This window comes from Agromyces sp. LHK192, assembly GCF_004006235.1.
Lineage (GTDB): Bacteria > Actinomycetota > Actinomycetes > Actinomycetales > Microbacteriaceae > Agromyces.
Window position 1 is genome coordinate 1,449,608 of record NZ_CP034753.1, and the last position, 25,448, is coordinate 1,475,055.

Below are 25,448 nucleotides of genomic sequence, written 5' to 3' on the forward strand. Positions count from 1 at the left end.
GCGGCTGGCGGGTGGGCGACCGGTGCCGGGAACACCGCGGTCGGGGCCGGCTGGGGCTGAACCTGCCAGGGCGGGGCCGCCTGCGGCGGAACGCGCTGCGGCGGGGCGGGCTCCGGGGGACCGGCGGCAGTGCGGCGCCGCCGTCGGGTGCCTGCCACGTTCGATCGGACACGTGCCGTCCATTCTCCTCGTCGACGTTCCCGTCCATGCTTCCACATCGTCCGCCGGGTGCACCTTCCGCGAGGCTCCGTGGGCCCGTCGGTCGTGTTCGGAGCACGACCGACTACGCTGGACCCGATCAGCTCTCGCCGCGCTCGCCGCGGCCACGACCGGGAACGACACCGATGACCGCACGCGTACTCGTCGTCGACGACGACACGGCACTCGCCGAGATGATCGGCATCGTCCTGCGCACCGAGGGCTACGACCCGGTCTTCTGCGCCGACGGGGCATCCGCCGTCCAGGCGTTCCGCGACGCGAAGCCCGACCTGGTGCTCCTCGACCTCATGCTCCCCGGCGTGGACGGCATCGAGGTCTGCGGGCGGATCCGCGCCGAATCCGGCACGCCGATCATCATGCTCACGGCGAAGTCCGACACGGCCGACGTCGTCCGCGGGCTCGAATCCGGCGCCGACGACTACATGGTCAAGCCCTTCAACCCGAAGGAGCTCGTCGCCCGGATCCGCACGAGATTGCGGCCCGCGCCCGAGTCGGCCGTCGAGACGATCCCCGTCGGCGATCTCACGATCGACGCGGCCGGGCACGAGGTGCGCCGGGGCGACGAGCGCATCAACCTGACCCCGCTCGAGTTCGACCTGCTGCTGGCGCTCGCGTCGAAGCCGCAGCAGGTGTTCACCCGCGAGATGCTCCTCGAGCAGGTGTGGGGGTACCACTACAAGGCGGACACGCGCCTCGTGAACGTCCACGTGCAGCGCCTGCGCGCCAAGGTCGAGCACGACCCCGACAACCCGCGCATCGTGCAGACGGTCCGCGGCGTCGGGTACCGCGCCGGCGCGACGACCTAGGGCGATCGTGACCGGCGAGGCATCCGCAGCCCCCGTCGGCGCGGCCGGCGGGGGGATCGGGCCGCGGATCCGGTCGATCGCAGCCCGCGTCGCGGCGACGTGGCGCCGCTCGCTGCAGATCCGGACCGTGCTGCTGACGATCGTGCTGTCGGGGCTGGCGATCCTCATCATCGGCGTCTACATCACCTTCAGCATCGCGTCGAACCTGTTCCAGTCGGAACTCGACCGCGCGCTCACGGCCTCCGACGCCGCCGCGGCCGCCGCCCAGAACGTGCTGAATTCGTCGGATGCCGCCGACCGCGCGGCCATGGAGCTCGTCATGGACCAGGTCTTCCAGACCGCGGAGACGGTGTCGGGCAGCTCGGCGATCGCCCTGTTCCGCGCGCCGGACCAGGCCAGCAGTTCGAACGCGCCGCAGGATCAGCTCTCGCCGCTGCTCGCGGGTCTCGTCACCCCCGAACTCCGGGAGAGCGTGCAGCAGCACCCCGGTGAGCAGTATTGGCAGTCCGTGACGATCGAGGGCGAGCCCGGCGTCGTGGTCGGCACGGACCTCGACGTACCCGGGGCGGGAACGTACGAGCTCTACATCGGGTACTCCTTCGCCGACGCGCAGGCCACGCTCGACTCGATGCAGACGACGGGCATCATCGGCGCGCTGGCCCTGCTGATCCTGCTCGGCGTGATCACGCTGCTGGTCGTCCGCTGGGTCATCGAGCCCGTGCAGACGGTCGCGACCACGAGCCGCCGACTCGCTGCGGGAGACCTCGGCGTCCGGATCCCGGAGAAGGGCGAGGACGAGCTCGCGACGCTCGCGGCGAGCTTCAACGGGATGGCCGACACGCTCCAGGCCCGCATCCGCGAACTCGCCGAGCTCTCGGTCATGCAGCAACGGTTCGTGTCGGATGTCTCGCACGAATTGCGGACGCCGCTCACGACGATCCGGCTCGCCGGCGACGTCCTCTACGGGCAGCGGGAGGAGTTCGCCGGGCCCACCTCGCGCACCGTGGAGTTGCTGCACACGCAGACCGTCCGGTTCGAGAACCTGTTGGCCGACCTGCTCGAGATCAGTCGCTACGATGCCGGTTCCGTCGAACTCGCGACCGAGCCGACCAACCTCGTCCACCTCGCGGGCGATGCCATCGAGTCGATGCACGAGCTTGCTCGAGGGCGGGGCAGCGAGCTCCGGCTCGTCGCGCCCGGCGGGCATCTCGACGCGGCCGTCGATCCGCGGCGGGTCATGCGCATCGTCCGCAACCTCGTCGGCAACGCGATCGAGCACGGTGAAGGGCGCCCGATCCTCGTCGCCGTCGACAGCGATGCGCAGGCCGTGGCGCTCAGCGTGCGCGACTACGGCCTCGGCATGACCGAGGAGGAGACGGACCGGGTGTTCGACCGGTTCTGGCGCGCCGATCCGAGCCGCCAGCGCACCATCGGCGGCACCGGCCTCGGGCTCGCCATCTCGCTGGAGGACGCCGTCGCGCACGGGGGACGACTGGACGTGTGGTCGAAGCCCGGGGTCGGCACGGTCTTCCGACTGACGCTGCCGAGGGAGCGAGGCGGGACCGTCGACGATTCGCCGCTGCCGCTCGAACCCGCCGATCCCGATGCCGTGGGGCCGGGAGAGCCGACGGGGTCGTTCGACACGCAGAGCCTGGAGGTGCACGATGCGTGATCCGAGACGGGGCGGCGTGCTCGTTGCGCTCGCCGCGCTGGTCGCCTTCACCGGATGCGCGAGCATCCCCGACTCCGGTGCCGTGCATCGCGGCGAGCCGCAGGCCCGCGCCGACTCGCCCGACCCCGAGCTCATCGCGGAGGGTCCGGAGGGCGGCGAGACGCAGGACCAGATCCTGCGGGGATTCCTCGACGCCGCGACCGATGCCCGCGACAACTACGCGGTCGCCCGCGAGTTCCTGACGCCCGCGTTCGGCGAGGAGTGGCGGGCGGATGACGGTGCGACGATCGACCAGTTCGCGAGCCGGGAGTTCGAGACGACGGGGGAGGCCGCGATGCGTCTCGAGGTGGTGCCGACCGCGGAGTTGAGCGCCAACGGGCAGTACCAGATCACCGGCTCGCCGGCGCCCATCGCGCTGGACTACGCGTTCGAGCAGGTCGACGAGGAGTGGCGGATCTCGTCGGCGCCGCCGGGCATCCTCATCGACACCTCGAACTTCACGCGTGCCTTCAACTCGCATGCCCTGACCTTCATCGATCCGACCGAGCAGTATGCGGTGCCCGACATCCGGTGGTTCGCCGGACGCGAGGCCGTGCAGACGAAGATCGTCCGCGCCCTGCTCGCCGGGCCGGCCGAGTGGCTCGACCCCGGCGTGGCGACCGCGTTCCCCGAGGACGCGGCACTCGCCGCCGACGCGGTGCCCATCACGAGCGGGGTCGCGAGCGTCGAGCTGACCGGCGTCTCGACGGAGGACCAGCGAACCGTGCAGCTGATGCGGTTCCAGCTCGATCAGAGCCTCGACGGCGTTCGCGGCGTCGGCGACGTCGAACTCTCGCTCAACGGCGTCGTGCAGCGCGGCGAGGGCACCCGGCCGCTTCCGGTGGTGGACCCGGTCGTCCCGGCGCGCCCCGTCGTCTACGACGGAGAGTCGTTCGGGCACCTCAGCGCCGGCGGCGCGTCCATCACGCCGATCGAGGGGATCTCCGAGCAGCTGCCCGCGCTCGCTCCGACCGGCGCCGCGGTCGGCGCCGACGGACAGTCGGCGGCCGTGCGCGCGGCCGACGGGGTGTCGCTCGTGACGACGGACGAGGAGCCGATCTCGCTCGACCCGCGCGCCGACCTGATCGTGCCGGCCATCGACGGATTCGGGGTCGTCTGGACGGTCCCGCGCGGCTCGCCCGATCAGCTCACCGCCTCCCGCCCCGACGGTTCGAGCGTGCAGGTCCCTGTGCCGTGGACCGGGACGGAGATCGCCGCGCTGGAGGTGTCGCGCGACGGCACGCGCGTCCTCGCGCTGCTCGGCGACGGCGCCACGACGCGGTTCGTCGCGGCATCGATCGTCCGCGACGCCGACGGCATGCCGGTCGAGCTCGGCAAGACCGTGCTCGACCTGGAGCACATCGACGGCAGCCCGCGCGACGTCGTCTGGCTCGACGACCGATCGGTCGCGTCGCTCACCGCCAGCGGGAGCGGCACGCGCGTGATCGTCCAGGTGCTCGGCGGCGTCCCGGAGGCGGTGCGGGCCGGGCCCGACGGCGGCGTGGAACTCTCCGGCGGCAATACGGTCGGCGACCTCCGAGTGCGCACCGAGACGGGCGACTTCGACGTCCGGTCGGGTCAGGGCTGGCAGGCGCAGGCGACCGGCATCGTGCTGGTCGCGACGCAGCTGCCCCTGCGCTGACCGTGCGGGACGGCCCCTGCACGGCGCCCGGGCGTCGACGATGTACCCGGCCACCCGATCGGCCGCCGACGGCGATGGTCCCGCTGCGATGATCGGCGCGTGACGCCACCGCATCCCGGGTCCAGATCGCACGCCGTGCGTCGCGCCGTCGGCGCCGCCGCGGCGCTCCTGCTGCCGGTGACGTGCGTCGGATGCTCCGCACCCGACCTCGCGCTCTGCGACGGATGCCGACTGCTGCTCACGCCCCGTCCGCACCCCGTCGAGCGATCCGGAGTCCGGGTGTGGGCCGCGCTCGAGTACGGCGGCGTGGTCGCGCGGGTGATCGGCGCGGCGAAGGACGGCGGTCGCACCGATGCGATCGAGCCGCTGGGCCGTGCGCTGGCGGCCGCGATGGGGGCCGCGCTCGCCGAGGCCGCGCCGACCCCCGGGTGCGCTCCCGGCGTCCGGAGCGGGCGCGGTGCGATGCACGGGACGGTCGAGCTCTGCACGATTCCGTCGACCGCCGAAGCCCTGCGGGCGAGGGGCTATCGTCCCGTGCCGCGGATGCTCGCCGCGGCGGGGTTGCGCTCGGCACCCGTGCTCCGGCAGGTCGGGGTCCGGCTCGACCAGGCTGCGCTCGGCGCGACCGAGCGCAGGGCGAACGCGGCCGGGGGCCTCGCGGCGAGGCATCCGCTCGACGGTCGCCGGTTCCTCGTGGTCGACGACGTGCTCACCACCGGGTCGACGGTCGCGGAGGCCGTGCGGGCGCTCCGCCGGGCCGGCGCCGAGGTCGTCGGCGCCGCGGTCGCCGCGCAGACCCCCCGTCGTTCCGGTGCACCGGACACACTCAGCGAATACCCCGGAAACACTTCGTGACAAGCCGGGGGCATCCGGCGTACCGTGACAGGACAGGCGTGGTCGAACCACCCTTCAGATCCGGGTGACACGCCGGTGGATGGAGGTCGTCATGGAACTGAACATCGTCGGACGCAACATCGGGGTGACCGATCGCTTCCGCGCCTACGTCGCTGAGAAGGCAGAGAAAGTGAGCCATCTCAACGATCGCGCGATCTCCTTCGACGTGAAGCTGTCGAGGCACAACGAGAAGAACGGCAACCCCGGACCTGACCGCGTCGAGCTCACGCTCGTCGGTCGTGGTCCCGTCGTCAGGGCCGAAGCAGACGGCTCCGACAAGTACGCCGCGTTCGACGTCGCGCTCGGGCGCCTGCTCGAGCGCATCCGCCGCGCGAAGGACCGCCGCAAGGTCCACCGCGGCAGCGCGCGACGCCCCACCTCGCTCCGCGAGGCCGCGGACGACGGCTTCAGCGGCGTCGGTGTGCAGGCCGCAGGCGTCGAGGTGCTCGAGGCCGTGCGCACGGGCAGCATCCCGGTGGTCCAGGAGGAGGCGCACGAGGAGGAGGACGTCTACTGCCCCGTCGTGATCCGGCGGAAGGTCTTCGCCTCGACACCGATGACCGTCGACGACGCGCTCTACTTCATGGAACTGGTCGGACACGACTTCTACCTCTTCGTCGACCAGGAGACCGGCCGCCCCAGCGTGGTCTACCGGCGCAAGGGCTGGGACTACGGATTGATCGGGCTCGACGAGAACGGCGAGTCCGTGGGGGAGCCCTCCGGCGCCAGGGAACGCCTGACGGCCTGAGTTCCGGCGCCTGACCGGCGCCTGACGGGCGGCGGTCGGGCCAGCGCGCCGAGCCGCGCGAACCGATGCCGGGAGCCCCGGCGGGAGGCATCCACCGATGTCCCCGCCGGGGCTTCTGCCAGCCTGCCTCCCGCTAGCATGGCTACTATGTCCGTCTGCACCCAGGCGGCTTGCGGTGCGCCCGGCTGATCCGAGGCCCGGGCGCCCGACGATGACAGGAGAGCATTCGTGGCTTCGATTCTGGAAAAGGTCCTTCGCGTCGGCGAGGGCCGAACCCTGAAGCGGCTCGAGAACTACGCCAAGGCCATCAACGCCCTCGAGGACGACTTCAAGGACCTCAGCGACGAGGAACTGAAGCACGAGACCGTCGAGCTGCGAGAGCGCTACGCGAGCGGGGAATCCCTCGACGACCTGCTGCCCGAGGCGTTCGCGGCCGTCAGGGAGGCGTCGAGCCGTACGATCGGCCTGCGCCACTTCGACGTGCAGCTCATGGGCGGCGCGGCGCTGCACCTGGGCAACATCGCGGAGATGCGCACCGGCGAGGGCAAGACGCTCGTGGCGACGACGGCGGCCTATCTCAACGCGCTCACCAGCCGCGGCGTGCACGTCATCACCGTCAACGACTTCCTCGCGAGCTACCAGTCCGAGCTCATGGGCCGCGTGTTCCGCGCGCTGGGCATGACGACCGGATGCATCCTCGCCGGGCAGACTCCGGCGCAGCGGCGCGAGCAGTACGCGGCCGATATCACCTACGGCACGAACAACGAGTTCGGCTTCGACTACCTCCGCGACAACATGGCCTGGCAGGCCACCGACATGGTGCAGCGCGGCCACGCGTTCGCGATCGTCGACGAGGTCGACTCGATCCTCATCGACGAGGCGCGCACCCCGCTGATCATCTCGGGCCCCGCGTCCGGCGAGGCCAACCGCTGGTTCACCGAGTTCGCCCGCCTCGCGCAGCGCCTCGTCGCGGGCGAGGACTACGAGGTCGACGAGAAGAAGCGCACCGTCGGCGTGCTCGAGCCCGGCATCGCGAAGGTCGAGGACTACCTCGGCATCGACAACCTCTACGAGTCGGCGAACACGCCGCTGATCTCCTTCCTCAACAACTCCATCAAGGCGAACGCCCTGTTCAAGCGCGACAAGGACTACGTCGTCATGAACGGCGAGGTGCTGATCGTCGACGAGCACACCGGCCGCATCCTCGTCGGTCGCCGCTACAACGAGGGCATCCACCAGGCGATCGAGGCGAAGGAGGGCGTGCAGGTCAAGGCCGAGAACCAGACCCTCGCGACCGTCACGCTGCAGAACTACTTCCGCCTCTACGACAAGCTCTCCGGCATGACCGGCACCGCCGAGACCGAGGCCGCCGAGTTCATGGCGACCTACAAGCTGGGCGTGGTGCCGATCCCGACGAACCGGCCGATGGTCCGCATCGACCAGCCCGACCTCGTCTACAAGAACGAGGAGGCGAAGTTCGCGCAGGTCGTCGAGGACATCGTGGAGCGTCACGCGGCGGGCCAGCCCGTCCTCGTCGGCACCACGAGCGTCGAGAAGAGCGAGTACCTGTCGCGGCTGCTCGCGAAGAAGGGCGTGCGGCACGAGGTGCTGAACGCCAAGAACCACGCGCGCGAGGCGGCGATCGTCGCCCAGGCCGGCCGGTACGGTGCGGTCACCGTGGCGACCAACATGGCGGGCCGCGGAACGGACATCATGCTCGGCGGCAACGCCGAGTTCATCGCGACCCAGAAGATGCACGAGCGCGGACTCTCGCCGGTCGACACCCCCGACGAGTACGAGGCCGCCTGGGACGAGGTGTTCGACGCGGTCAAGGCCGAGGTCGGCGGCGAGGCCGAGAAGGTCTCCGCGGCGGGCGGGCTCTACGTGCTCGGCACCGAGCGCCACGAGTCGCGCCGCATCGACAACCAGCTCCGTGGTCGTTCCGGCCGTCAGGGCGACCCCGGTGAGAGCCGCTTCTACCTCTCGCTCACCGACGACCTCATGCGCCTGTTCAACGCCGGCGCGGCCGAGAGCCTGATGTCGCGCGGCGTGCCGGACGACGTGGCCATCGAGTCGAAGGTCGTCACCCGCGCCATCCGTTCGGCGCAGTCGCAGGTCGAGGCGCGCAACGCCGAGATCCGCAAGAACGTGCTGAAGTACGACGACGTCCTCAACCGCCAGCGCGAGGCGATCTACACCGACCGTCGGCACATCCTCGAGGGCGACGACCTGCACGAGCGCACGCAGAAGTTCCTCGACGACGTCATCGACGAGGTGCTCGACGAGCACACCGCCGAGGGCAGCCCCGACGAGTGGGACTTCGACGCGCTGTGGACCGAGCTCAAGACGCTCTACCCGATCGGGATCACGATCGACGAGGTCGTCGCCGAGGCCGGCGAGAAGGGCCGCGTGAACCGCGACTTCATCCGTCGCGAGATCGTCTCCGACGCGAAGCTGGCGTACCAGCGCCGCGAGGAGCAGCTCGGCAGTCCCGCGATGCGCGAGCTCGAGCGCCGGGTCGTGCTCTCGGTGATCGACCGTCGCTGGCGCGATCACCTCTACGAGATGGACTACCTGAAGGACGGCATCGGCCTGCGCGCGATGGCGCAGCGCGACCCGTTGGTCGAGTACCAGCGCGAGGGGTACGCGATGTTCCAGCAGATGATGGGGTCCATCCGCGAGGAGACCGTCGGGTTCCTGTTCAACCTCGAGGTCGAGGTGGCTCCGACCGGCGGCGCCGCGCCGACGATCGCCGCGAAGGGGCTCGGCCAGCAGGGCGCCTCGGAGGACAAGCTCAGCTACTCGGCGCCGAGCGACTCGGGCGGCGTCGAGGTCCGCAATCAGCGCGGTCAGGTGCAGCAGGCCGCGACGCAGCGCGCGCGCCGCGCGGTCGCGCAATCGCAGCAGCCGCAGCAGACTGCACCGGCGCAGCGCGGTGCGTTCGGCCAGTCGACGGATGCCCCGGCCGGCGAGGAGCCGCAGAATCGGGCGCAGCGGCGGGCGCAGGAGCGCGGCGGGCGCTGATCGCGCGCGCAGGCGCACGCTGCAACGAGAGACGGCCCGGGCGGATGCCCGGGCCGTCTCTCGTGCCGGTGGACGCTCCGGTGGTCAGAGCACGGTGATCGCGCTCGCGCGCCAGCGACCGTCGAGCCCCTCCAGGCGGATCGCGACCGCTCGCGAACGGTGACGCTGGTGGACCATGATGACGGCCTCGACGACGCCGTCTGCGGGTTCGCTGCGGTGGATCCGGCCGATCGTGAACACGGGGCGCTGTGCGCTCGCACCACGTGCGCGACGTGCGCGCGACGCGAGCACCGCGCGCTTCTGCAGGCCACGGTAGACGTCGTCGGTCACCCAGCGGGCGAGCTGCTCCAGGTCGCGAGCGCCCGCGAGCGCCTCGAGCGCGCAGTGCGTGAGGCTGCTGAGCACGGCCTCCGGATCGGGCAGTTCGCTGCGCGCGGAGCGCTGCCGTGCGAAGTACTCGTCGGCGTCGAAGCGGGAACGGGGGGCGGAAGCGACGCGCGCGGCGAGCGCGGTGGACACAGCGGTCATCGGTCGATCTCCTGTAGGGGGACACGGGGTTCGGGCCCGCGAGGATCGTCCCGTGAACGGGGGGTGCCGGGGATCCTGAGGGAACGGTATTTGCCGGTCCGTTTCGCTGTCAAGGGGTACTCCTCCCCTGTGGAGAACCCGAGCGCGCCCGAGGCTCGCCGAAGCTACGGTCGCTCCATGCGGTGGGACCGGCTCTTCGACGATCTCGGCTCGCAGCTCGACCGCGAGCACGAGGCCGAGGAGCGGTCCCTCGCGCTCGAGGAGGAGCGGCTCCGCCTCAGCCGGCTGACGCTCCGCGACCGCCTCGTGGCGATGTCGCTCGGGTCGGGTCGTCCTGCCCGAGCGATCCGGGTGCAGCTGCGAGGGGGAGAGATCCTCCAGGTGCGCCCGATCTCGTTCGGGGCGGACTGGATGACCGCGGAGCTGGTCGACTCGCGTCAGCCCGGCGGATGCGTGCTCCCGGTCGGGTCGATCGCGGCGATCCTGCCCGAGCGGGAGCAGGTGGAGTCCAGCCTCGGCCGCGGCACGGAGCCGTCGCCCGCGATCTCCGACCGGATTCCCTTGCCGTTCGTGCTTCGCGACCTCGCACGGCGTCGGGCGGCTGTCACGGTGTCGACCGACGACGGGCGCTTCCACGGGACCCTCGACCGGGTCGCCAGGGATCACGTCGACCTCGCCCTGCACGAGGAGGGCCTGCCGCGGCGTGCGGGCAACGTGCAGGGCTACCGGATCCTCCCGATGCACGCGATCCGGTTGGTCACCCACGATTGAGGCGGGCGTCGCACCCGCGCGGCGACGTTCGGTCGCCGATCAGTCGACGGGCCGCAGCCGCGTCACGCTGCCGGCGGGGGAGAGGTCGAGCAGCGCCGAGAACTCGCCCTCGTCCCAGATCGATCCACGACGGGCATCCTCGTAGCGGTCCTGGATCCACAACTCGAGCTGCGTGCGCTCGATCCGCCACGGGCCGGACTGCCCGACGCGGATGGCCGGCAGCTCGCCCGAACGGATCAGGCCGTCGACGACGGGCACGTCGACCGCCAGCAGGTCCGCGGCATCGGCGACGGACAGGAAGCGTCCCACCTCGCGCGCAGCTCGACCCGTCATCCCTCGATTATGCGTCGTCCGCCGCGACGGGCCGGTCGATGTGGATAACTTCACGGGAGCCTCCCGGGTTCGCACCACCATGGACCCGTCGGACGACCCGACGGAAGGAGCACCATGCAACGTGCAGGCCGGCGCGACCGCGGCGCACTCCGGATCGACCCGAGGCTCGCGCTCGGGCTGCTACTCGTGGCCGGTTCGTCGGTGGGCGTGTGGGCGCTCGTCGACGGCCTCGACACCACGACGCGGGTGTACGCCGTGGCCGAGTCCGTGCCGACCGGTACCCGGCTCGAGGCATCCGACCTCGTCGAGGTCTCCGTCCGCCTCGGCGCGGCCGCGGAGCGGTACGTCGTCCCGGGTGACCTGCCCGAGTCGGGCGCGTTCACGACGCGGACGATCGAGGCCGGAGAGCTCCTACCGCGGTCGGCCGTCGCCGAACGGGAGGCATCCGACCTCGCGACCCTCGTCGTGCCCGTCCGAGGGGCCGTCCCGGGAGATGCCGGCCCGGGCGACCGGGTGGACGTGTGGACGGCCAAGCGGGTCGACCAGCAGACCTTCGAGCCGCCGAGCGTCCTCGTGCCCGACGCGGAGATCTCCGCCGTCCTCGAGCCGGAGGGCGCGGTGGCCGGCGGCGACCTCTCGATCGAGCTCCTCGTACCGCGCGCGAAGGTCGCCGCAGTCCTCCAGGCGCTCGCCGCAGGCGATGCCGTCGACGTCGTCGGCGCCCAGCCGGGCCGCGCCGACCGATGACGCGGCTCGCCCTCGCGCTCGACGCGGCGGTCGAGGATCGACTACTCGCCGACCTCGTCGAGGCGGGCCACGTGATCACCGCGCGCCTGATCGGATGGCGCGACGTGGTCGATTGCCTCGATCGTGTCTCGCCGGAGGTCGTGCTCGTCGGCGCGGGACGGGGTACGCTCAGCGCCGAGCTGCTGTCCGCCTGCGACGAGCGCGGCGTGCGGTTGATCGCGCTGGCCGCCGACGATCGCGATCGGGCGGCGGCCGCGGGCCTGGGACTCCACGAGATCCTCGACGACCGGACGCCGTGGCACGAGATCGAGCGTCTGGTGTCGGGTGGCGTCCAGGTGCCGTCGCGGATCGCCGAACGGCCGGCGCCGGCCGACGACGGCCGACCCGCGGTCGTCGCGGTCTGGGGGCCGGCCGGAGCACCGGGGCGCACGCTCGTCTCGATCAACCTCGCCGCGGAACTCGCCGCGGCCGGTCATCGGGTCGTGCTCGTCGACGGCGATCCGTACGGCGGCACCGTCGCCGCAGCGCTCGGACTGCTCGACGAGGCGCCGGGATTCGCCGCGGCTTGCCGTCTCGCGGGCGCGGGCGCGTTCGACCGCACGGAGTTCGAGCGGCTCGTGCAACGCCACACCGCGCCGCGCGCGTCGTTCGACGTGTTGACCGGTCTCGTCGGGCCGAGCCGATGGCCCGAGCTCACGGAGCAGCGGGTGGAGGCCACGCTCGCGGCCCTGCGTGCGTGGGCGGAGTACGTCGTCGTCGACACCGGGTTCAGCCTCGAGCGCGACGAAGAACTCACCAGCGATGAGTTCGCCCCGCGCCGGAACGCGGCGACCTTCGCGGCGCTCGCCGCGGCCGATCGCGTCGTGGCGGTCGGGATCGCCGACCCGGTCGGGCTCTCGCGTCTCCTCCGCGGCCATGCCGAGCTGCTCGAGCACGTTCCGCCGGACGGCGTGGACGTCATCGTGAACCGGGTGCGCAGCAGTGCGCTCGGCATCGACGCGCACGGGCAGATCCGGCAGACCATGCGACGGTTCGCGGGCATCTCGGAGGTCACGATGCTGCCCCACGACGGACGAGCGGCGGACTCGGCCATCCTGACGGCGCGCACCCTCCGCGAGGCGGCCTCCCGCTCGCCGCTGCGAACGTCGATCCGCGACTACGCGCTCGAACGACTCGCACCCGTGCCCGATCGGCGGGCGAGGGGCTTCGGGCCATGGCGTCGCGGCGACGAGCAGGTGCATGCCCGGCACTACGCTGGAGGTCGTGTCGACGCTCAGTGAACTCGTCCTGGCCCAGGGCCGCAGCGGCCAAGCCGATGTCGAATGGCTCCACATGCTGGTCGGCGACCTGCAATTGCTCGCCGACCTCGCGTTCGCCGACATCGTGCTGTGGGTGCCGTCGGCCGACGACGACTTCGTCGCGGTCGCGCACGCCCGGCCCTCGAGCGCAGCGACGCTGTTCTACCGGGACTTCATCGGGCAGTCGATCCGGCCGCAGTGGCGCGACCTCGTCGACGAGGCCTTCGCGACGGCCCGCATCGTCGACTCGACGTCGCCCGACTGGTACGAGGAGATGCCGACGCGCATGCGCGCCGTCCCGGTGATGCGGCGAGCCAACGCCACGGGCACCGGCCTCGTCCCTGAGCCCGTCGCGGTCATCACCCGGCACACGAACCTCAGCGCGACCCGCACGCCCAGCCGTCAGGAGTTGACCTTCAACGACTGCGCGAGCGAACTGTTCCAGATGATCGCGTCGGGCGACTTCCCCGACCTCGGTTCGCCGACCGGCCCGAGGCGTGGAGCGCCGCGAGCGAACGACGGGCTCATCCGGCTCGACGTCGACGGGACGACCACGTTCGCGAGCCCGAACGCGTTGTCGGCGTTCAACCGGATGGGCTTCGACGACGAGCTCGAGGGCCAGTCGCTGGCCGAGGTGTCCACGACGCTGCTGGCCGGCAGGCTCGTGGTCGACGAGTCGCTGCCGTTGGTGGTGACCGGCCGGGCGCCCTGGCGCACCGAGGTCGACGCGCGGGGGGTCACGGTCTCGCTGCGCGCCATCCCGATCCGTCACCACGGCGAACGCATCGGTGCGATCGTGCTCATCCGCGACGTGACCGAGCTCCGGCACCAGGAGCAGGAGCTCATCACCAAGGACGCGACGATCCGCGAGATCCACCACCGGGTGAAGAACAACCTGCAGACGGTCGCGTCCCTGCTCCGGATCCAGGCGCGTCGCACGCACTCGGACGAGGCGCGCGACGCGCTGACGCAGGCGATGCGCCGCGTCGGGGCGATCGCGGTCGTGCACGACACGCTCTCGACGGGCGTGGCGCAGAACGTCGACTTCGACGAGGTCTTCGATCGCGTGCTGCTGCTCGTCGCCGAGGTCGCCGCCGCGCACAACACGACCGCGCACCCCAAGAAGACGGGCACGTTCGGCGTGCTGCCGAGCGCCTACGCGACGCCGCTCGCCCTCGCGCTGACCGAGCTCGTCACCAACGCCGTCGAGCACGGGCTCGCGGGCCAGGAAGGCGACGTCGAGGTCAACGCCTCGCGCACCGATGAGACGCTGACCGTCCGGGTCCGCGACACCGGTTCGGGGCTGCCGGAGGGGAAGGTCGGCGAGGGGCTCGGCACCCAGATCGTGCGGACGCTCATCCAGGGCGAGCTCAGTGGCACCATCGACTGGCACACGCTCGTCGGCCGCGGCACCGAGGTCACCGTCGAGATCCCGCTGCGCTGGATCGCCGACGCCTGACGTCCGATCGGATGCCGCACGGCGGCGGTCATGACGGGCGGGCGAGTCCTGTGCCCCGACATGCAGCGACGGATGCCCCGAGGCGGGGCATCCGTCGCTGGAACGTGGTGGTTCTCCGTCAGCCGGCGCGGCGGGCGCGGGCGGCGCGGCGCTTGAGCGCGCGGCGCTCGTCCTCGCTGAGGCCACCCCAGACGCCCGAGTCCTGACCGGTCTCGAGGGCGTACTGCAGGCAGATCTCGGTCACGGTGCAGCGCGCGCAGACCGTCTTGGCCTTCTCGATCTGGTCCACGGCGGGACCGGTGTTGCCGACCGGGAAGAAGAGTTCCGGGTCAGCGGTGAGGCAGGCGGCCTTGTCGCGCCAATCCATGTGAGATGCTCCTTGCTGTTTTCGGGTCGCAACCCCGGCGCACGCATGCGAACGCCGCCGTCTGCACGGCCGGTTGCGGGGGGAAAGCCGAATCTCGGGAAGTAGGATCAGAACCTGATCGGCTCACGTCCCTGTGAGCATCAATTCGGCCTCATAAATGTTGTCATAGGGCGGAAGGTGAATCAATAGTCGTGCATGGGATATCGCTGTGAATCAGTTGGCTGACGAACCGGGATCGGCGCACTCGCCGGCATCCGCGACGCCTCGTGCGGCGCTCGCCGCAGTGACCGCCCTCCTCTTCCTGGAGGCGGCCGTGATGATCGCCGTGGTCGTCTGGCTGGTGATCGACCTGCTCGCGCTCGAACCGTCGTCGTACGCGACGGCGATCGCGCTCACGGTGCTCGCCGCGGTCGGCGCCGTCTGGACGACGTCGGTGGCGGTCGCGTCACTGCGTCGGGCCCACTGGTCGCGATCGGCGGCGATCGTGTGGCAGTTCCTGCAGATCTCGGTGGCGGTCGGGGCCTTTCAGGGCCTCTTCGCGCGGCCCGACCTGGGCTGGGCCCTGCTGCTGCCCTCGGCGGCGGTCATCGTGCTGCTGCTGTGGCCGTCGGTCCGAACCGCGTACGCGCCGGATCGCGCCGCGGACTGAACGGCGGCAGTCACGACCCGGCCGGTGGAATCGGACTCGACGACCCGACTCAGTCGAGGCCGAGTTCGCGCCGCAGGCGAGCGACGTGTCCCGTGGCCTTGACGTTGTAGAGCGCCTTCTCGATCCGGCCGTCCTCGCCGATGATGAACGTCGAGCGGATCGCGCCGACGACGATCTTGCCGTAGAGCGACTTCTCGCCCCACGTCCCGTACGCCTGCTGCACCGTGAGGTCGGCGTCGGAGAGCAGGGTGAAGTTCAACCGGTCGCGCTCGGCGAATCGCTTGAGGGTGTCGACGTCGTCCTTCGAGACGCCGAGGACGCGTACGCCGGCACCCGCGAAGGAGTTCAGGTTGTCGCGGAAGTCGCACGCCTCGGTGGTGCACCCGGGGGTCATCGCCGCGGGGTAGAAGTAGAGCACGACCTTCGAGCCGCGCAGGCCGGAGAGCGAGACGGGGGTTCCGTCCTGGTCGGTCAGCGTGAAGTCGGGGGCGAGGTCGCCGGGGGCGAGTCGTGCGTCGGTCATACCTCCATCGTAGGCAGGCGGAGGATCAGCAACGCGCCTCAGCCGCCCTCGTCGGTCCGACCGGCGGCTCCGGCGACGCCCGGGGCGAATGTCGCCAGCAGTCGTTGGAGTGAATCGAGCCTGGCCCGGCCGATCGCACCGAGCTCACCGGCCTCGACGGCCTCCTCGATCGCGCAGTCGGGTGCGTCGGGCAGGTGGGTGCAGCCGCGGGGGCAGCGCTCGGCGACGGCGGCGAGGTCGGTGAAGGCACGCAGGATGTTCGCCGGGTCGATGTGGCCGAGCCCGAACGACCGGACGCCGGGGGTGTCGATCACCCAGCCGCGTCGGTCGCCCGCCTCGAGGCGCAACGACACCGTCGACGACGAGGTGTGCCTGCCGCGGCCCGTGACCGCGTTGACGTGGCCGGTGGCGCGGTCGGCGCCCGGCACGAGGGCATTGACGAGCGTCGACTTGCCGACGCCGGAGTGGCCGACGAAGACCGTGCGATGGCCGACCAGTGCGTCGGTGACGGCATCCAGCGGCATCCGGCTGGATCCGCTGAGGAACACCGGGATCTCGAGCCCGGCGAAGTTCTCGAGGAACGGCGCCGGGTCGGCGAGGTCGGTCTTGGTGACGCACAGCAGCGGCTCGATGCCGGCGTCGTAGGCGGCGACGAGGTAGCGGTCGACGAGTCGCGTGCGCGGTTCGGGGTTCGCTGCCGCGATGACGATCAGCATGCGATCGGCGTTCGCCACGATGACGCGCTCGACCTCGTCGGTGTCGTCGGCGCTGCGCCGAAGGAGCGTCGTCCGGTCGCCGACCCGGACGATCCGCGACAGGGTGCCGGGCTCACCGCTCGTGTCGCCGACGAGATCGACCCGGTCGCCGGTGACGACGGACTTGCGTCGCAGCTCGCTGGCCCGGGCGGCGACGACTTCGCGCTCCTCGTCACCGCCCTCGTCGAGCAGCACGGCGTAGCGGCCCCGGTCGACGCCGAGCACGGTGCCGGTCACGGCGTCGGCGTGCTCGGGGCGCACCTTGGTCCGCGGTCGGCTGCCGCGGCGGTTCGGACGGATCCGGACGTCGGCCTCGTCGTACTCGGGCTCGTCCTCGTCGTCGTCCGTGTCCCACCAGCTCATGCCAGCAGCCGCTCCCAGAGCTGCGGGAACTGGGGGAGGGTCTTCGACGTGGTGCCGATGTCGTCGACGACGACGCCCGGCACGGCGAGGCCGAGGATCGCGCCGGACGTCGCCATGCGGTGGTCGGCATAGGCGCGCCAGGCGCCGCCGCGCAGCGGTGCGGGTTCGACGAGCAGGCCGTCTTCGAGCTCGGTGACGTGTCCGCCGAGGCCGTTGATCTCGGTCGCGAGCGCCGCGAGGCGGTCCGTCTCGTGGTGGCGGATGTGGCCGATCCCCGTGATTCGGCTCGGGGTGTTCGCGAGGGCGGCCAGCGCGACGAGGTTGGGCGCCAGTTCGCCGGCCTCGGAGAGATCGAGGTCGACGCCCCGGATGCCTCCGTCGACGCCGCCGCCGCGCACCGTGAGCCGGTCGCCGTCGAGCTCGACCTCGGCGCCGAACCTCGGCAGGAGGTCGATCAGTTGCGCGCCGACCTGCGTGGTCACGGCGGGCCAGCCGGTGACGGCGACCGTGCCGCCCGCGACGAGGGCGGCGATGAGGAAGGGTGCTGCGTTCGAGAGGTCCGGTTCGATGTCGACGTCGATCGCCCGGATCGGGCCGGCCTCGACGATCCAGCGTCCGGCCTCCGGGGTGCGCACCTCGACCCCGCGCGCGGCGAGCGTCGCGATCGTCATCTCGATGTGCGGGGCGCTGGGCACGCGATCGCCGACATGGCGGAGGTCGAGTCCGGCGTCGAAGCGCGCGGCCGACAGCAGCAGCGCCGACACGAACTGGCTCGACGCCGAGGCGTCGATCTCGAGTGCGCCACCCGCGACGCGGCCCGTGCCGTGCACGGTGAACGGCAGGGTCCTGCGGCCGTCGTCGTCGAGGTCGACGGCGAGTCCGTGCAGCCCCTCGACGACGCCGGACATCGGCCGCTTGCGTGCGTACTCGTCGCCGTCGAACGTCGTGGGTCCGAGGGCGAGCGCGGCGACGGGAGGCAGGAAGCGCATGACCGTGCCGGCGAGGCCGCAGTCGATCGTGGTCGACCCGGTGAGCTCGGCGGCAGGCGTGATCCGGAGGTCGGGGCCGTACTCGCCGTCGCCGGAGACCGGTTCGATGCCGGTGCCGAGCGCCCGGAGCGCCTCGATCATGAGCTCGCTGTCGCGCGACCAGAGCGGGGCGCGCAGCACCGACGGGCCGTCGGCCAGCGCGGCGAGCACGAGCTCGCGGTTCGTGAGCGATTTCGATCCCGGCAGCGAGAGGGATGCCTCGAGTGGCGCCGTCGCGACGGGCGCGAGCCATCCGTCGTCGGTGTCCGTTTGGCGCTGGTCGCCGTACGGATCGAACTCTGGCGCGGAATACCTCGAAATCTGCATCGGTTATCAACAGTAGCGCTCGGCGAGTGGAAGGAGACGATGCGCATGACGCACGCGGTCTTGGAACGTCCGGCGACGGTCGGGGAGGGTGCGGTCGACGACCGCCTAGTATGGCCGGTGATGACTGCCGATCAGATCGATGCATCCGGGGACGAGGCCGAGGCGCAGCGCCCCCTCGACGAACTGTTCGAGGAGCAGGCCCTGCCGTACCTCGACCAGCTGTACGCCGCCGCGCTCCGCATGACCAAGAACCCCGCGGATGCGCAGGACCTCGTGCAGGAGACGTTCGTGAAGGCGTTCGCCGCGTTCGGGCAGTTCACGCAGGGCACGAACCTCAAGGCGTGGCTGTACCGCATCCTCACGAACGCCTTCATCAACACCTACCGCAAGAAGCAGCGCGAGCCGTACCAGAGCGCGATCGACGAGCTCGAGGACTGGCAGCTGGGCGGGGCCCAGTCGACGACCGCGATGTCGAGTCGTTCGGCCGAGGCGGAGGCGATCGACCACCTCCCCGACAGCGCGGTGAAGGATGCGCTGCAGGCGCTGCCCGAGGACTTCCGACTGGCCGTGTACCTCGCGGACGTCGAGGGCTTCTCCTACCAGGAGATCGCCGACATGATGAACACCCCCATCGGGACCGTGATGAGCCGCCTGCACCGTGGCCGGCGGCTGCTTCGCGAATCCCTCGCCGACTACGCACGCGAACAGGGCTTCGCCGTCGCGGAGCGGGCGACCCGAACCGCGAGGAGCGCGAAATGAAGGACTGCGGCTGCGAGAAGGCGCGCGCCGAACTCGAGGAGTACCTGCACAACGAACTGTGCAGCGAGGACGCGGCGGACATCCGCATGCACGTCGACAACTGCGCCGACTGCTCGAGCGAACTGCGGGTCGGCATCACCATCACCGAGGTGGTGCAGCGGGCCTGCCGCGAGAACGCCCCCGAGGAACTGCGCGCGATCGTGCTCACGCGCATCCGCGAGGTGCAGTCGCACCGGGTGATCGCCGAAGGGCTCTGAACTCGTCGGCCCGCCGGTCGGCGTGGATTGGCGACACGATCGCTAACTCGGTTAGCATTCGGACGTGACCGATCGATCGACCGCAGCGGGCGCTGCGCCCCGCTGGCTCCGCGCCGCCATCCCCGCCGTCCTGATCCTCGTCTGGCTCGCCGTCTTCGGACTCGGCGGAGCGTCGTTCGGACGGCTGTCCGACGTCGTCGTGAACGACCAGGCGCAGTTCCTGCCGGCGTCGGCCGAGGCCACCGAGGTCAACGAGCTCCAGGCCGAGTTCCGCGACGCCGACCTCATTCCCGCGATCGTGGTGGTCGCGTCGGATTCGACGCTCGACGACGCGCAGACCACCGCGATCGACGACCTGCGCGAATCCGTGCTCGCCGTCGACGGCGTGGTTGCCGACGAGAGCTCGCCGGTGATCCCGAGCGAGGACGGCGAGGCGGCCCAGTTCGTGGCGTCCATCGCCACCGGCGACGACGCGACCCCGTCGAACGAGGTCGTCGCCGAGATCCGCGACGTGCTCGAGGAGCACCCGATCGAGGGCGCCGAATCCGCAGTCACGGGACCCGCGGGCTTCACCGCGGACCTCGCCGGCGCGTTCAGCGGCATCGACGGACTCCTTCTCGCCGTCGCGCTCCTCGCCGTCTTCCTGATCCTGATCGTCGTCTACCGCTCGCCGCTGCTGCCGATCCTCGTGCTCCTCACGAGCCTCACCGCCCTGTGCGCGTCGGTGCTCATCGTCGTCTCGCTCGCGGCGGCCGACATCCTGCCGATCTCCGGCCAGACCCAGGGCATCCTGTTCATCCTCGTCATCGGCGCGGCCACCGACTACGCCCTGCTGTACCTCGCGCGCTACCAGGAGGCGCTCACCGTCCACGAACGACGATGGGATGCCACCTGGGCCGCGCTCAAGGGCGCATGGGAACCCATCGTCGCCTCTGGCGGCACGGTGATCGTGGGCCTGCTGATCCTCCTCGCGAGCGAGCTGACCAGCAACAAGATCCTCGGACCCGTCGCCGCGATCGGCATCGCCTGCTCGCTCCTCGCCGCGCTCACCCTGCTGCCGGCCCTGCTGCTGTGGGCCGGACGCGTCGCGTTCTGGCCGCGGCGCATCCGCGTCGGCGAGACGCGCACCGGCGCCGCGGCGATCGGCGACGACCCGACGCAGGGTCGCGGGCTGTGGGCCGCCGTCGGCCGACTCGTCGCGCGACGGCCGCGCACCGTCTGGATCGCCGCGACCCTCGTGCTCGCGGCGATGTGCCTCGGCCTGCCGCAGCTCAAGGCGGACGGCGTGCCGACCAGCGAGTTCGTGCTGGGCACGTCGCAGGCGCGCGACGGCCAGGAACTGCTGGGCGAGCACTTCCCGGCCGGATCCGGTACGCCCGCAGTGATCGTCGGCCCGGAGGCGGACCTGCAGGCGATGGCCGACATCGCGCTCGCGACCGACGGCGTCGACACGGTCACGGTGCTCGCCGAGGACTCGCCGGCCGGCCAGGCCGCGGTCACCGAGGACGGCATCCAGGCGTTCGGCCCGCCCGGCACGCCGGCACCCGAACCGACCGTGGTCGACGGTGAGGTGCTGCTGCAGGCGACGCTCGACGACCCGGCCGATTCCCTCGAGGCCGAGGCGACCGTCGAGCAGCTCAGAGTCGCGCTCGACGAGGTCGGCGAGGACGTGCTCGTCGGCGGATCCACCGCCGTCGCACTCGACACGATCGACGCATCCCTCGCCGACCGCGCGCTCATCATCCCGCTGGTGCTCGCCGCGATCCTGGTGATCCTCATGCTGCTGCTGCGCAGCATCGTCGCTCCGCTGCTGCTCATCGCGAGCGTCGTGCTGAGCTTCGCAGCAGCGCTCGGCGTCTCCGCATGGGTCTTCAACGGGATCTTCGGCTTCCCCGGGGCCGATCCGTCGGTGCCGTTGTTCGCCTTCGTGTTCCTCGTCGCGCTCGGGGTGGACTACAACATCTTCCTCATGACGCGCGTGCGCGAGGAGTCCGTCGCCCACGGCACGCGGGCGGGCATCGTCCGAGGCCTTCGGCTGACCGGCGGCGTGATCACGTCGGCCGGGCTGGTGCTCGCCGCGACCTTCGCCGCGCTCGGCGTGCTGCCCATCCTCTTCCTCGTGCAGATCTCGTTCATCGTCGCGTTCGGCGTGCTGCTCGACACGTTCCTCGTGCGCACGCTGCTGGTGCCGGCGCTGTCGTACGACCTCGGCCGGGTGATCTGGCAGCCGTCCAAGCTCGCGCGCGGCGCGCGCTGAGCGTGCCGTCGTATCGGCGAGCCGGCCACGCGACCGACTCGCCGCAACGCGAAACGACGAGAGCGGATGCCCCGACCGGGGCATCCGCTCTCTGTCGTCAGGAGGCGAGGGTCAGAGCGTCAGTGCGCGCTGGACCAGGTCCTGCTGCTCGGCGGCGTGGCGCTTCGACGAACCCGTCGCAGGCGACGCCGAGGCCGGACGCGAGAACACCTTGACCTCGCGCGGACCGAGCTTGTTGGTCTCGAAGATGAAGAACGGCCACGCGCCCTGGTTCTCGGGCTCGTCCTGCGCCCAGGTGAACTCGGCGTTCGGGTAGGAGTCCGCGATCGCCTTCAGCTCGACCTCGGGCAGCGGGTACAGCTGCTCGAGCCGGACCAGGGCGATCTCGGGGTTCGGGTGCTTCTCGAGCTCGGCGAGGAGGTCGTAGTAGAGCTTGCCCGAGAGGAAGACCACGCGCTTCACCGCGGCCTTGTCGGTGATCCGCGAGTCGTCGAGGATCGGCTCGAACCGGCCGTTCGTGAAGTCCTCGACCTCGCTGGTCGCGCCGCGCAGGCGCAGCATCGCCTTCGGCGTGAACACCACCAGCGGACGGCGCGGGCGCGCATAAGCCTGGCGGCGGAGCAGGTGGAAGTACGACGCCGGTGTCGACGGCCGGGCCACGGTCATGTTGCTCTCGGCCGACAGCTGGAGGAACCGCTCGATGCGCGCGCTCGAGTGGTCGGGCCCCTGGCCTTCGTACCCGTGGGGGAGCAGGAGCACCACGCTCGAGCGCTGGCCCCACTTCATCTCGGCCGAGGCGATGAACTCGTCGATGATGGTCTGCGCGCCGTTCGTGAAGTCGCCGAACTGCGCCTCCCACGCGACGAGCGCGTCGGCCCGCTCGACCGAGTAGCCGTACTCGAAGCCCATCGCGGCATACTCGCTGAGGAGCGAGTCGTAGATCCAGAACCGGGCCTGGTTCTCCGACAGGTTCTGCAGCGGCAGCCACTCCTGGCCGTTCACGCGGTCGTGCAGCACCGCGTGGCGCTGGACGAAGGTGCCGCGGCGGGCATCCTGCCCGGCGAAGCGCACCGGAGTGCCCTCGATGAGGAGCGAACCGAGGGCCAGCAACTCGCCGAAGCCCCAGTCGATCTTGCCGTTGCGGCTCATGTCGACGCGCTTGTTCAGCAGCTGCTGGATCTTCGGGTGCACCGTGAACCCGGCCGGCTTGTTGTCGAAGGCGTCGCCGATCGCGTGCACGACCTCGAGCGAGACGCCGGTCGTCTCGAGCTCGCCGGTCGCCGGCTGCTCGCCGCCGTCGGTCTCGCCGCCGGCCGCGGTTGCGCCGACCACGGGGATGGAGCCGGTCTGCGCGGCGTGCGTCTCGGCGAAGGCGCGCTCCATGCGGTCCTGGAAGTCGCGGTGCGCCTCCTCGTACTCGGCCTCGGTGATGTCGCCGCGGCCGACGAGCGCCTCGGTGTAGAGCTTGCGCACCGACCGCTTCGCCTCGATCAGGTTGTACATGAGCGGCTGCGTCATCGACGGGTCATCGCCCTCGTTGTGCCCGCGGCGGCGGTAGCAGACGAGGTCGATCACCACGTCGCGGTTGAACTCCTGGCGGTAGCGGAACGCGAGCTCCGCGACGCGGACGACGGCCTCGGGGTCGTCGCCGTTGACGTGGAAGATCGGGGCCTGGATCGTCTTCGCCACGTCGGTCGAGTAGATCGACGAGCGGGCGTCGCCGGGAACCGTCGTGAATCCGACCTGGTTGTTGATGTTCACGTGGATGGTGCCGCCGGTGCGGTACCCGCGCAGCTGCGACATCTGCATGGTCTCGACGACCACGCCCTGTCCGGCCATCGCCGCGTCGCCGTGGATGATGATCGGCAGGGTCGAGAACGTGCCGATGGGCTTGCGGTCCTGCTTGGCGCGGACGATGCCCTCGAGTACGCCGTCGACGGCCTCGAGGTGCGACGGGTTGGCGGCGAGCGAGACCGGCACCTGCGCGCCGTCGTCGGCGGTGAAGGTGCCGCGGGTGCCGAGGTGGTACTTCACGTCGCCCGAGCCGTGGCCCGACGCGGTGCCCTCGAACTCGCGGAACACCTGTCCGTAGGTCTTGCCCGCGATGTTGGTCAGGACGTTGAGTCGACCACGGTGGGCCATGCCGATGGCGACCTCGTCGAGGCCCTCCTTGGCGGCGCCCTGGAGGATCTCGTCGAGCAGCGCGATGACGGACTCGCCGCCCTCGAGACTGAACCGCTTCTGCCCGACGTACTTCGTCTGCAGGAAGGTCTCGAACGCCTCGGCCTCGTTGAGCTTGCCGAGGATGCGCATCTGCTCGTCGTGGGTCGGCTTCTCGTACTTGCGCTCGACCTGCTGCTGGATCCACTGGCGCTGCACCGGGTCCTGGATGTGCATGTACTCGATGCCGATCGTGCGGCAGTACGAGTCGCGCAGGATGCCGAGGATGTCGCGCAGCAGCGCGGTGCGGGTCTCGCCGAACCCGCCGGTGACGAACTCGCGGTCGAGGTCCCAGAACGTGAGGCCGTGGCTCGAGATGTCGAGGTCGGGGTGCGAGCGCTGGACGTACTCGAGCGGGTCGATGTCGGCCATCATGTGGCCGCGGACGCGGAACGAGTTGATGAGCTCCTGCACGCGCGCCGTCTTGTCGATCGCGCTGGCGATGTCGACCGAGATGTCGGGTGCCCACCGGATCGGCTCGTACGGCAGGCGCAGCGCGGCGAAGATGTCCTCGTAGAAGTCGCGCTGCCCGATGAGCAGCTCGTGCACCTTCTTCAGGAACTCTCCCGAACCGGCGCCCTGGATCACGCGGTGGTCGTAGGTCGAGGTGAGCGTGATGGTCTTGCCGATGGCGAGGTTCGCGAGCGTCTTCTCGCTCGAGCCCTGGAACTCGGCCGGGTACTCGAGGGCGCCGGCGCCGATGATGCAGCCCTGCCCCTTCATGAGGCGCGGGACCGAGTGGACGGTGCCGATGCCGCCCGGGTTGGTGAGCGAGATGGTGGCGCCCTGGAAGTCGTCGGCCTTGAGCTTGTTCTGGCGTGCACGCGACACCAGGTCCTCGTAGGCGGCGAGGTACTCGTTGAAGGTCATCGTCTCGGCGCGCTTGATCGCGGGCACGAGGAGGGCGCGCGTGCCGTCGGGCTTCGGGATGTCGATCGCGATCCCGAGGCCGATGTGCGCGGGCTTGACGAGGCTCGGCTTGCCGTCGACCTCGGAGTAGAAGACGTTCTGGCTGGGGAACTCCTTGAGGGCCTGGATGAGCGCCCAGCCGATGAGGTGCGTGAAGCTGATCTTGCCGCCGCGCGTGCGGCGGAGGTGGTTGTTGATCACGATCCGGTTGTCGATCATGAGCTTCGCGGGAACCGTGCGCACGCTCGTCGCAGTCGGGACGGTGAGCGAGGCGTCCATGTTCGCGGCGAGGGCCTTCGGCATGCCCTTGAGCGTGACGACCTCGTCGGCGTCGGGTTCCTCGACGACGGAGTTCGGGCTGGTGACCGGGACGTCGGCGGGGACCGGGGCCGTGCGGGGCGCGACCGAGGTGGTGCGCGCCGCGGGAGCCTGGCCGAGGACGGGCACCGGGGCCGTGATCGGTGCGGACACCGGAGCGGAGGGTGCCGGCGCCGCCTCGGCTGCGGGCGCCGAAGCGGTCTCGGTGTCCGGAGCTGCTTCGGTCGCAGCGGCGGGCTGCGGGGCCGTGCCGTCGGACTCGGTGGGCGTGCCGGCCTTCTGCGCGCGGTACCGCTCGAGCACCGGCCACCAGGTCCGGTCGACGGAGGCGGGGTCGACGAGGAACTTCTCGTACATCTCGTCCACGAGCCATTCATTGGCTCCGAACTCCGCGGCCGTCTTCTCTTCGGAACCCGACCCGGTCAATTGGCTCGACACAGCCTTCCGCCCACTCTCTCCATCGATGTCTGGATGTGCTCTCATCCGGGCGGTCGTCCCTGCCTGAGCACGGCGCGATCGCCCCCACCAGCCTAAAC

General features: G+C 71.0%; 21 protein-coding genes. 14 read left to right on the forward strand and 7 right to left on the reverse strand.

The window, feature by feature from the left end; genetic code table 11:
• Positions 1 to 344 precede the first annotated feature (344 nt).
• The 6 genes from mtrA to secA all read left to right on the forward strand — a co-directional run bounded on the left by mtrA (position 345) and on the right by secA (position 9,044).
• Positions 345 to 1,025: an MtrAB system response regulator MtrA gene (mtrA, locus tag ELQ40_RS06405; protein ID WP_127792940.1), complete on the forward strand. Its 681-nt coding sequence runs from the start codon at positions 345 to 347 to the stop codon at positions 1,023 to 1,025.
• Positions 1,026 to 1,032: 7 nt separating this feature from the next.
• Complete coding sequence (mtrB, locus tag ELQ40_RS06410; protein WP_240665973.1) at positions 1,033 to 2,697, forward strand: MtrAB system histidine kinase MtrB; 1,665 nt, start codon at positions 1,033 to 1,035, stop codon at positions 2,695 to 2,697.
• Positions 2,690 to 4,378 (forward strand): LpqB family beta-propeller domain-containing protein, encoded by a 1,689-nt coding sequence (locus tag ELQ40_RS06415; protein ID WP_127792941.1) that lies wholly within the window; start codon positions 2,690 to 2,692, stop codon positions 4,376 to 4,378. Before mtrB ends, ELQ40_RS06415 begins: the two co-directional genes overlap by 8 nt.
• Positions 4,379 to 4,477: 99 nt before the next feature.
• Entirely contained in the window at positions 4,478 to 5,233 is a 756-nt protein-coding gene (locus tag ELQ40_RS06420; protein WP_127792942.1) for a ComF family protein, read from the forward strand.
• A gap of 91 nt (positions 5,234 to 5,324) precedes the next feature.
• Positions 5,325 to 6,020 (forward strand): ribosome hibernation-promoting factor, HPF/YfiA family, encoded by a 696-nt coding sequence (gene hpf / locus ELQ40_RS06425; RefSeq protein WP_127792943.1) that lies wholly within the window; start codon positions 5,325 to 5,327, stop codon positions 6,018 to 6,020.
• 228 nt (positions 6,021 to 6,248) lie between these two features.
• A complete protein-coding gene (secA, locus tag ELQ40_RS06430; RefSeq protein WP_127792944.1) occupies positions 6,249 to 9,044 on the forward strand; it encodes a preprotein translocase subunit SecA in 2,796 nt (931 codons plus the stop codon).
• 84 nt (positions 9,045 to 9,128) lie between these two features.
• On the opposite strand, the gene ELQ40_RS06435 is transcribed toward secA, so the two are convergent.
• Positions 9,129 to 9,572: an Rv3235 family protein gene (locus ELQ40_RS06435; RefSeq protein ID WP_240665974.1), complete on the reverse strand. Its 444-nt coding sequence runs from the start codon at positions 9,570 to 9,572 to the stop codon at positions 9,129 to 9,131.
• Positions 9,573 to 9,749: 177 nt separating this feature from the next.
• On the opposite strand from ELQ40_RS06435, the gene ELQ40_RS06440 reads away from it, so the two are divergent.
• Complete coding sequence (locus tag ELQ40_RS06440) at positions 9,750 to 10,343, forward strand: hypothetical protein (RefSeq protein ID WP_127792945.1); 594 nt, start codon at positions 9,750 to 9,752, stop codon at positions 10,341 to 10,343.
• Positions 10,344 to 10,382: 39 nt separating this feature from the next.
• On the opposite strand, the gene ELQ40_RS06445 is transcribed toward ELQ40_RS06440, so the two are convergent.
• Positions 10,383 to 10,676: a helix-turn-helix domain-containing protein gene (locus tag ELQ40_RS06445; RefSeq protein ID WP_127792946.1), complete on the reverse strand. Its 294-nt coding sequence runs from the start codon at positions 10,674 to 10,676 to the stop codon at positions 10,383 to 10,385.
• 114 nt (positions 10,677 to 10,790) lie between these two features.
• On the opposite strand from ELQ40_RS06445, the gene ELQ40_RS06450 reads away from it, so the two are divergent.
• From ELQ40_RS06450 to ELQ40_RS06460, 3 genes are read left to right on the forward strand one after another with little or no spacing between them, the layout of a single operon-like run.
• Complete coding sequence (locus ELQ40_RS06450) at positions 10,791 to 11,423, forward strand: hypothetical protein (RefSeq protein WP_127792947.1); 633 nt, start codon at positions 10,791 to 10,793, stop codon at positions 11,421 to 11,423.
• Entirely contained in the window at positions 11,420 to 12,703 is a 1,284-nt protein-coding gene (locus ELQ40_RS06455; protein WP_127792948.1) for a regulator, read from the forward strand. Before ELQ40_RS06450 ends, ELQ40_RS06455 begins: the two co-directional genes overlap by 4 nt.
• Positions 12,687 to 14,180 (forward strand): sensor histidine kinase, encoded by a 1,494-nt coding sequence (locus ELQ40_RS06460; protein WP_127795168.1) that lies wholly within the window; start codon positions 12,687 to 12,689, stop codon positions 14,178 to 14,180. Before ELQ40_RS06455 ends, ELQ40_RS06460 begins: the two co-directional genes overlap by 17 nt.
• A 118-nt stretch (positions 14,181 to 14,298) precedes the next feature.
• Here ELQ40_RS06460 and ELQ40_RS06465 read toward each other — a convergent pair whose 3' ends face one another.
• Entirely contained in the window at positions 14,299 to 14,547 is a 249-nt protein-coding gene (locus ELQ40_RS06465) for a WhiB family transcriptional regulator (RefSeq protein WP_022888365.1), read from the reverse strand.
• A 208-nt stretch (positions 14,548 to 14,755) separates the two neighbouring features.
• Between ELQ40_RS06465 and ELQ40_RS06470 the strand changes: the two genes are divergently transcribed.
• Positions 14,756 to 15,196, forward strand: coding sequence for a hypothetical protein (locus ELQ40_RS06470; protein ID WP_240665975.1), 441 nt, complete (start codon positions 14,756 to 14,758; stop codon positions 15,194 to 15,196).
• A 49-nt stretch (positions 15,197 to 15,245) separates the two neighbouring features.
• On the opposite strand, the gene bcp is transcribed toward ELQ40_RS06470, so the two are convergent.
• Genes bcp through aroA form a run of 3 tightly spaced genes read right to left on the reverse strand, consistent with a single transcriptional unit; the run spans position 15,246 to position 18,192 of the window.
• Positions 15,246 to 15,719 carry a thioredoxin-dependent thiol peroxidase gene (bcp, locus tag ELQ40_RS06475; protein ID WP_127792949.1) on the reverse strand — a complete coding sequence of 158 codons (474 nt, stop codon included), beginning with the start codon at positions 15,717 to 15,719 and terminating at the stop codon, positions 15,246 to 15,248.
• Between the two features lie 38 nt (positions 15,720 to 15,757).
• A complete protein-coding gene (gene rsgA / locus ELQ40_RS06480) occupies positions 15,758 to 16,837 on the reverse strand; it encodes a ribosome small subunit-dependent GTPase A (RefSeq protein ID WP_127792950.1) in 1,080 nt (359 codons plus the stop codon).
• Complete coding sequence (aroA, locus tag ELQ40_RS06485; RefSeq protein WP_127792951.1) at positions 16,834 to 18,192, reverse strand: 3-phosphoshikimate 1-carboxyvinyltransferase; 1,359 nt, start codon at positions 18,190 to 18,192, stop codon at positions 16,834 to 16,836. Before aroA ends, rsgA begins: the two co-directional genes overlap by 4 nt.
• A 120-nt stretch (positions 18,193 to 18,312) precedes the next feature.
• Between aroA and ELQ40_RS06490 the strand changes: the two genes are divergently transcribed.
• The 3 genes from ELQ40_RS06490 to ELQ40_RS06500 all read left to right on the forward strand — a co-directional run bounded on the left by ELQ40_RS06490 (position 18,313) and on the right by ELQ40_RS06500 (position 21,465).
• Positions 18,313 to 18,951, forward strand: a complete 639-nt coding sequence (locus tag ELQ40_RS06490; protein WP_205649443.1) for a sigma-70 family RNA polymerase sigma factor — start codon at positions 18,313 to 18,315, stop codon at positions 18,949 to 18,951.
• A complete protein-coding gene (gene rsrA, locus ELQ40_RS06495) occupies positions 18,948 to 19,208 on the forward strand; it encodes a mycothiol system anti-sigma-R factor (RefSeq protein ID WP_127792953.1) in 261 nt (86 codons plus the stop codon). Before ELQ40_RS06490 ends, rsrA begins: the two co-directional genes overlap by 4 nt.
• Positions 19,209 to 19,272: 64 nt before the next feature.
• Entirely contained in the window at positions 19,273 to 21,465 is a 2,193-nt protein-coding gene (locus ELQ40_RS06500) for an MMPL family transporter (RefSeq protein WP_127792954.1), read from the forward strand.
• A gap of 111 nt (positions 21,466 to 21,576) precedes the next feature.
• On the opposite strand, the gene ELQ40_RS06505 is transcribed toward ELQ40_RS06500, so the two are convergent.
• Positions 21,577 to 25,350: a multifunctional oxoglutarate decarboxylase/oxoglutarate dehydrogenase thiamine pyrophosphate-binding subunit/dihydrolipoyllysine-residue succinyltransferase subunit gene (locus tag ELQ40_RS06505; protein ID WP_205649444.1), complete on the reverse strand. Its 3,774-nt coding sequence runs from the start codon at positions 25,348 to 25,350 to the stop codon at positions 21,577 to 21,579.
• Positions 25,351 to 25,448: the final 98 nt, after the last annotated feature.